The sequence below is a fragment of the Pseudoalteromonas sp. SG44-1 genome, from assembly GCF_014164315.1.
GTDB lineage: Bacteria > Pseudomonadota > Gammaproteobacteria > Enterobacterales > Alteromonadaceae > Pseudoalteromonas > Pseudoalteromonas rhizosphaerae.
This window is the reverse complement of sequence record NZ_JACJEW010000095.1, coordinates 1-8048: the sequence shown is the minus strand read 5'-3', so window position 1 is coordinate 8048 and position 8048 is coordinate 1. Positions and strand designations below refer to the sequence as shown.

Sequence of the window (8048 nt, the reverse complement as noted above, 5' to 3'; positions counted from 1 at the left end):
TTATTTGCAACTGGCAGTGATGTAGCTGCGGATTTTAGAGGTAAGTACCGCACTGAAACTGGCGCGTTTAAACAACTATTTAAACGCGGTTTAAATGATGTTCAAAGTGTGTTTAAAGAGCGTTTAAACCCTGCTATAGCGCTTAGTTACGCCCGCCGTGGTGATATCGCCTTAGTTGAATTTAAAGGTGAGTATGTGGGCGGCATAGTGACTGTAAACGCAGTGGTGTGTGTGGGTGAATATGGTTTAGTAACCCGACCAATGGACACAGTAAAAGCGGTCTACCCGTTGGAGCCGCGAAATGTCTAAGGTTATAGATACGGTTGTTAATGTTGTTGATACTGTTTTTGATTATACAGGGCTTGGCGCACTGTGGGATTCGTTAGCGCCGGACTTGCCAGAAAATGATTTAGCCACACTTGGCCAAGGGCTACAAAAAGGCATAGACCAACCAAGGCGTATTACTTTTGGCCGTGACCGTGTGGGCGGTGTTATTGCTCACCAAGCGGAAGTTGAAAAAGGCGATAAAAAATGGATGCAATTAATTGTACTCATTAACGGTGCGCCTATTGATGCCCTTGAAGAGATTTACATTGCTGATAAAAAGCTGAGTGATTACCCAAGTGAGAGTTGGGATTATTCGCTCAGCGATGGCCGCCAAACTACTGCAAACGCTAAAGCCGTGGCTAAAATGGCGGGCTGGACCAGTGAGCATGTGGGCTTTGGGCAAAGCTATATTTTTATAGAGATTGAAAATAACCGCGAAGTGTTTGAAGACGGCATTGGCGATATGGGCTTTTTAATACGCGGCGCTAGAGTGTGGGACCCACGGGATACAAGCCAAGACCCTGATGATGAAACCACCTGGCTTTGGAGTCAAAACGCCGTACTGTGCGCCCTGCACTATGTGCGGTTTTATGGCGCGTATGAAGTGCCCTTTAGCAGGTTGCCGTTGCAGTGGTGGATTGCGGCAATTAACGTGTGTGATGAAGACGCCGAGTTTACCGACGCTCAGGGTGTTGTTACCACTGAGCCGCGCTACACAACCAATGGCAGCTTTACATTTAGCACCAAACCAATTGATGTTTTAAACCAGTTAGAAGCCTGTTTTGCGGGTAAAATTTTTAGACAAATGGGCCAATGGTATGTGCGGGTAGGTGCATGGTATGGCAACCCGACGTATACAATTAACCAGGATGATGTACACGGCAATATTAAAATTAAATGGCATGCTGATTTACGCGACCGTGCCAATGTTGTTAGAGCCACATTTACCGACCCTGAGCAAAACTACGATCGTACAGACGCCCCGCCTGTTGTGTCTGCTGGGTATCAAACCATTGATAATCAGATATTAGAAAAGTCTATATCGCTGCCATTTGTACGCAGTAGCACCACTGCGCAGCGCCTAGCAACAATTTATTTAGAGCAAACACGCCTTGGCGAAATAGAGCTACCGCTTAAGCACAAAGGCTTAGCTGCTGCGGTTGGCCGTACTGTGCTTTTAAACTTACCCCGCGAGTCGATTAATAATAAAATTTACCGTGTAACCGAGCGCCGCTTTAGATTAGATGGCGGTGTAAGCTTGATGTGTGTTGAAGACGGCCCCGATTTATGGGCTGATAATTTAGTACCTGGTGCGCAGGATTTAACCCCAAATAGTGACTATTTGGTAGGCAAACCTCAGCCTGTTTTTGATGTACGGGTAACAATAGATGGTGATGGCAACGGTATAATCAAATGGAACCACCCGACCCCGCTTGCTGTGCATGAATACGATGTTAAGTTTATTAATACCGACGCCAACGAGCCGGTATTTAAAACCTCTGTTACGTATACACAAGTAACAATCCCTAATTTGCAGCTGGGAGAATACACCGCACGTATTAGCGCTAAAAACATTTTTGGCCAGCGCTCATTACTTGTTGCTGTGCAATTTAATGTACTAACCCCCACCTTGCCGACTGTGTATGTAACGGCTGATTATAACCAAATTACGCTCACTGCCGAGATTGCTGCAGCAGGCATTGGCACTGCATTTGAGTGGGAGTTTTTAGGCACTAACGCACAGCCACAAAGCGGCGAACGTGTGCTTGCACAAATTTATAATCGCATCGGTTTAAAAAGCGAAACCGACTATAAATTTAGAGTGCGCAGCGTAAATCACCTAGGCGAAAGTGATTGGGTGAATGTAACGGCCACCACGACTACAGTCGACTTAACCGAATATATTAATGAATTACCCCTTACAAAATTAAGCGCTGAGGCACAAACTTTAATTGCAGACATTAACGCGCAAGTAGACCGACTGCGCCCTGAGACTGAAAACAACTTACCCAGTTTAATTGCTAAAAACCTTGATGCAATCACCGGACTTGCTGAAAAAGTACAAGTAATTGACGCTGAAAATCCGAACAACTTACAGCAGCAACTAGCTGACTCAAACAGCAAAATAGCCGATTTAGAGCGCGTAACTGAGGTGTTAGACGAAACGGTTGATAGCAGCCTGCCCGCGCTGATTAAAATCAACAATATTGCCATTGAGCAACAGCGTTTAGCCCAGCAAAATATTGGTTTAAGTTTGCTAAACGTAACCAGTGCGTACACAAACTGGCGTAACGAATACGAGCGCCGCGCGTTTAATAACGAGCGCTTAATTGATGCGGCTGTGTATGTTGACCCTGACACTGGCACTATTGTAAACCGTGCTTTTGCCTACACAGATGAAAGTTTTAACAGCGCTACGCTAATGATTGACGGTGTGAACAGTAAAATTACGCTGGCGTCACAACAAATTGCGCAATCTCAAAATCGTATAAGTCAGGCAGAAGCGCAGCTTATTGTACAAGCTGCACAAATCAACCAAAAAGCCACGTTTGCAGAGGTTGAGGGACAAATAGCCGGTGCATTAGCCGCGCTACAGCCTGCGTATAGCTGGCAGTTTAATACGGGTAATGAAGGGTTTGATCCAGATAGCCACCACGCAACCGGCTATATTGTTGCCACGGCGCAAATTAGCAGCCCAACAATCAGCTATAACGCGGCTGAAAACCCGATGTTTCGCCTGCGCGTGCGTAAGCATGCGGGCACAACCTGGCGCGGCGATATCAAATTTAATGGTGGTACCACTACCTTACATTTGCCATCGCCAACGGGCACAGATTTTGAGACCTTAACGCTCGATGCTACGGGCGCAGCGGGCTACACGGGCACGATTACCAGTTTAGAGTTTGACCTTGGCGCGTGTGATATCGACTTTATCGAGGTGGGTAAACGCGGTGCAAACGATTTAGCCCTTGCTGATATTACCGCCCGCACCACTGAGCTTGAGCAAGACATTAATGCCGCAACGGGCATCATGGCCCAGTATGCAACAACCGCTTGGGTTAATGCGCTGGGCTATCAAACCCAAAGTAACGTACAAACGCTTATAGATTCGTTTAATACTCAGTACAGCATTGCCGCTACGCTGCAAGAGTTTAACGACCAAGACATCATCGTAAAAGCCAACGCTGCTCAAACGTGGATCGACGGAGCAAACGCAACTATACGCGACCAAGTAACCAGCATTTTAAACAGTGACGATGGTGTAAACCAGCGCATTAGCACCGCTGAACAAAGCATTGATGCCATCGCTGGCGAAATAAGCCAAAGCGTTACACAAGTAAGGGGCCTAGAAATTGATGTTAAAGGGTTAGGCTTAAATGAGGTTATTGCAGCATACAACAAAATGCAGCAAGACAAAGAGCTAGCAGAGCAAAGCTTTAGCCTAGCTGCCGCGAATCAAAAACTAACGGCCGTTACTAATGATATTGAGTCACTCGCAACGCAAACGCTGGAATTAGCAGGCTTATACGGTCAAAACGCCGCATTTTTAACGAGTTTAAACCAAGCATTTGCTAACGAACGTACAGCCCGTACAACTACTGAACGTGAGCTAAGAGCCGAAATTATCAACGAGGGTACGCGTTCTGTTGCTCAAGCCAACGAGCGCTTAGAGGCGGTTGTTGGTTACTGCATTGATGCCGATGGTAATAAAGTTGATGAAGTTGACGCCCTAGCCTGTATTGCCGCTGGGCATGAATGGATAGCAGGCCCATTAGTTGAGTTAATAAATAATTACACTGCCGTATTTGTTGCAGCACAAGGCTATCAAACTGCGGCTAACGTACAGCAGTTTATTAGCACGTTTGATGGCCAGTACGGCATAACAGCGACTATTCAACAGATTAACGACGAGGGAATAATTACTGCCGCAAAAGAGGCGCAGCAATGGATTAACGCGGCTGAGGGCACTATTACAAACTTGATCACCCAGTTTGTTGCTCAACCCGATGGTATCAACGAATCTATTGCACTTGCTGAGGAAAGCATACGAGCCAATGCGGATGATATTCAAAATGAAGCGACAGCTCGCCAACAGTTATCAGTGCGTATGGGTGAGGCCGAATCTGATTTAATATCCCTTGACGAAGCCATTGTAAACGAACAGCAAGCACGTGCAAGCATGGGCGCACAGCTACGCATTGAATTTCAAACGCAAGATTTGGCTATGCTTGCCACTGCTAACGAGTTTACCCGCGCAGTAACCGGCTATTGCGTAGATGAAAACGGCGAACGTGTTGATCAAGACGATGCCGTGCAATGTGAGCTAGACGGCCATACTTGGGTAGATGGCCCAGCCGTGCAACGCGCCGTTGAAATTGGGGCAGCATGGGTAACGCTGCAAGGCTATCAAACACAAAGTAACGTAAGCCAACTACTTGATACATTTAATGCCACGTATCAAATAAGTGCAACACTGCAAGAGTTTGATGACAACGGCACTTTGCAAAAAGCCAATAACGCGCAGCAGTTTATTAATGCTGCAGAGGGTTATATTGAAAACCAGATCACGTTATTTAACGATAAAGAAAACGGCGTAAACGCTACCTTTGCGAATGTAAAACAACGTTTAGATGCCGCAGAAGGCGCAGTAACGACTAGCATTTTACAAATTCAAGGGCTAGAGCTTGGGCAACAAGCGAAAGGCTTGAATGATGTAATTGCTGCGTACAATCAATTTAAGCAAGACCAGGACTTAGCAACGCTCAATGTTAAAGCGTCACTCGCAAACGAAAAGCTGCAAGCGCAAACAACAGACATTGAAAGCTTGGCTCTGCAGCAGCTTGAGTTAGCCGCCATTTTTAATAGTAACAACGCTATTATTACGTCACTAAACAAAGCCGTTGCTAATCAATATCAATCAAGCGTAATACGTGATCAGCGTTATCAAGCCACATTTGATAACGTAACAGCGCGTTTTAGTGATGTTACTACTGCCCTTGCGAGCATTGATGAAGCCAACACCTTACGTGATATTGAGTTTGAATCGTTCGTTGCCGACACAATCGCCAGCTTTGACGAAGTAAGCGAAACATTTGCAAGTCAAAACCAAGCATTCAGCACGTTGCAGCAAACGCTTACAAGCAAAATTGAAAATGACACTGAGGCCGCTAAAAATACGGCCATTTCCACTGCGCAACAGTACACCCGTACTGCAGTTGGTTATTGCGTAAATGCAGAGGGTCAAATCACCAGCGAAAATGACGCGGTACAATGTGTTGCCGATGGTGGCTCGTGGGTTAATGGCCCCCTTGCTGAGTTTATCGCTAACATGCAAATTACAGATGGCGAAAGCACGGCAAGCATTAAACAGCTACGCCAACTTTTTACCACTGTAGATGGCAAACTCGTTGCCCGTGGTGGTTGGACGCTCGATAATAACGGTCGTGTGACGGGTGTTGCTGGCTATAACGATGGTGAAATTGCCAGCCTTGATTTAGTGGGTGACATCATTCGCCAGGGCGTTATGGTTGGCGACACGTTTGTGCCAACGTCTTACGTTGATAACTCTGATCCGCTAAACCCAGTACACATATTTAAAGGCCGTTTAGTACTGGGCGATGGCCACCAAGTTAGCTCACTAGATGACATTAAAGCGCAAGATGGCGCGGACGGAAAAACTCGTTATGTTGAGTATGTTTATAGTGTGACTGGCTCAAGTGGCTGGCATTCAGAATACACCTCGGGAGACCTTTACCGACGTGAGCGCACAATTGAAGACGGCACCGCGATCACATCATGGTCAAACGCCGCGCGTTTAACGGGGTTAAAAGGTGACAAAGGCGACACACCAACAATCACAACGAACCCTGACGGCTCTTACACAATTACCAACGGCGCAGACACAATCACCATTAAAGATGGCGTGGACGGTGATGCAGCCCCCATACCAACAGTGACAGATAACGGTAACGGTACCCACACAGTTAACGACGGCGCGGGTAATAGCATTGTTATAGCCGACGGTAACAACGGCGTAGATGGTGCGAATGCTTTTACTCTTAATGCTGTAAACGCCAATGCAGTAAAAACGGGTAACAGTGTTACTAAGGTTGCCGGATCATTAGGCTGGGATGCTGGTGCTCAGAGTGTTATGAAATACAAAGCATGTGCTGTATCTGCGACGTTAAATGATAGCCGCCATACTATTTTTGGGCTTAGCCAAACAGCCAACACGTTGGGTGGTTATGAGCACATTAACTATGCACTTTACGGTGATCAAGGTTCAATTAGTATCTATGAATCGGGTACGTATGTTGGCTTTTTTGGCAGTTATACCAGCTCAGATAATCTAACTGTTGAGTGCGATGGTGAGCACGTACATTATTACAAAAATGGCGTGGTTTTTTATTCATCAATCACGGTACCAAGTGGTGTTTACGGTTTTGATTGTAGTATTTATCAAGTAGGTACAGAGCTTACTAACATTGCATTTACTCAATTGGGTTTAGCGGGTTACAGCCCAATAAAAGGCATTGATTATTTTGATGGAAATGACGGCAGCTTTGTTAGTTTTATTTACATTGCGGCTCAGTCAGTGCCCGCAAAACCAAGCGGCGGCAGTTTTAATGGCACTGTAGAGCAAATACCGCAGTACTGGAGCGACACTCCCGTGTATGTCGCGGGTTATGTCACGTATGTATCAAAAGCGCGTTATGTATCAAACGGAAATGCATGGGTTAATCAAGGGTGGAGCAACCCTACCCCTTACATTATAAAAGGCACGGATGGTTCCAGCGGTAGCCGTGGCGCTGGCCGTTACACCGTCGCTACGTCAAACGGTGCATGGTCTGACGCGACAGCAAACAGCGCAGTACCGAGTAACTCCCCCGTTATTGATGACATAGTAACAATCTATAAAACCAGTGATCCGAGTATTGAAAACACTAAAAAATACAATGGTTCAACTTGGGTTGGTTATACGCTGTTAGTCAATGGCAATGCATTAATAAAAGGCTCAGTTGATGGTGAGTCATTTAGAGCCTCCACTCAGATTACATCACCACGTATTATTGGCGGTGAAATAGCAATCACAGAACCAAGCTCAGATTATTTGGATATAGTTGGTCGTTCAACTGCTTTTGGCACAAGCGCAGACTTAATATCGTGGTACGGGCCAAAAATAAACGGCGTTACGTGGAACAGCACTACACAACTGCCAATTTACGCAGGCATGAGTAAGAGCAATGCGGTTAGCTATAAAACCAATAGCGGTAGCTTTTATTTTGGCGGTACTTTCCAAGCGGGTATTTTGTCTATATCGCGCCAAGCAACCAACACATCAGGGCTGCTTAATGTATCAACAGGCCCCTTTACAATACCAGGAGGCACAACAGCAATAACTATTGCAGCAAGTGTTTCGGCTCAAGGTAGCGGGATGGGCGCAGGCATCTGCCCTGCAAATCAATACAAACCCAATTCAATAATAGATATAGAGAGATTTATCGGGGGGACGTGGCAATCAATCGCAGGCAATAACGCGATGGGCACAGCTAACTGCATACAAGAAGGGTCAGAAATGATTCTTTCAGTTTCCGCTGGAGTATCTGCAAATACAAATCTAGCAGTCAGTGCTGGACAGTCATTACAGCTTAGGGCTGTGGCTAATACTGTTGCATTTCCGTACACCGAAGACGGGGTGCCAATAGCTGGCTCACGCTCTG

Annotated in this window: 2 protein-coding genes; both read left to right on the top strand. The window is 46.1% G+C overall.

Annotated elements, in window-relative coordinates:
• The coding region (locus H5187_RS22155) for a DUF6950 family protein (RefSeq protein WP_182798376.1) at positions 1-309 on the top strand (309 nt) is incomplete at its 5' end.
• On the top strand, positions 302-8048 hold a 7747-nt coding region (locus H5187_RS22150; RefSeq protein WP_220493325.1), incomplete at its 3' end, for a phage tail protein. The genes H5187_RS22155 and H5187_RS22150, both read left to right, overlap by 8 nt.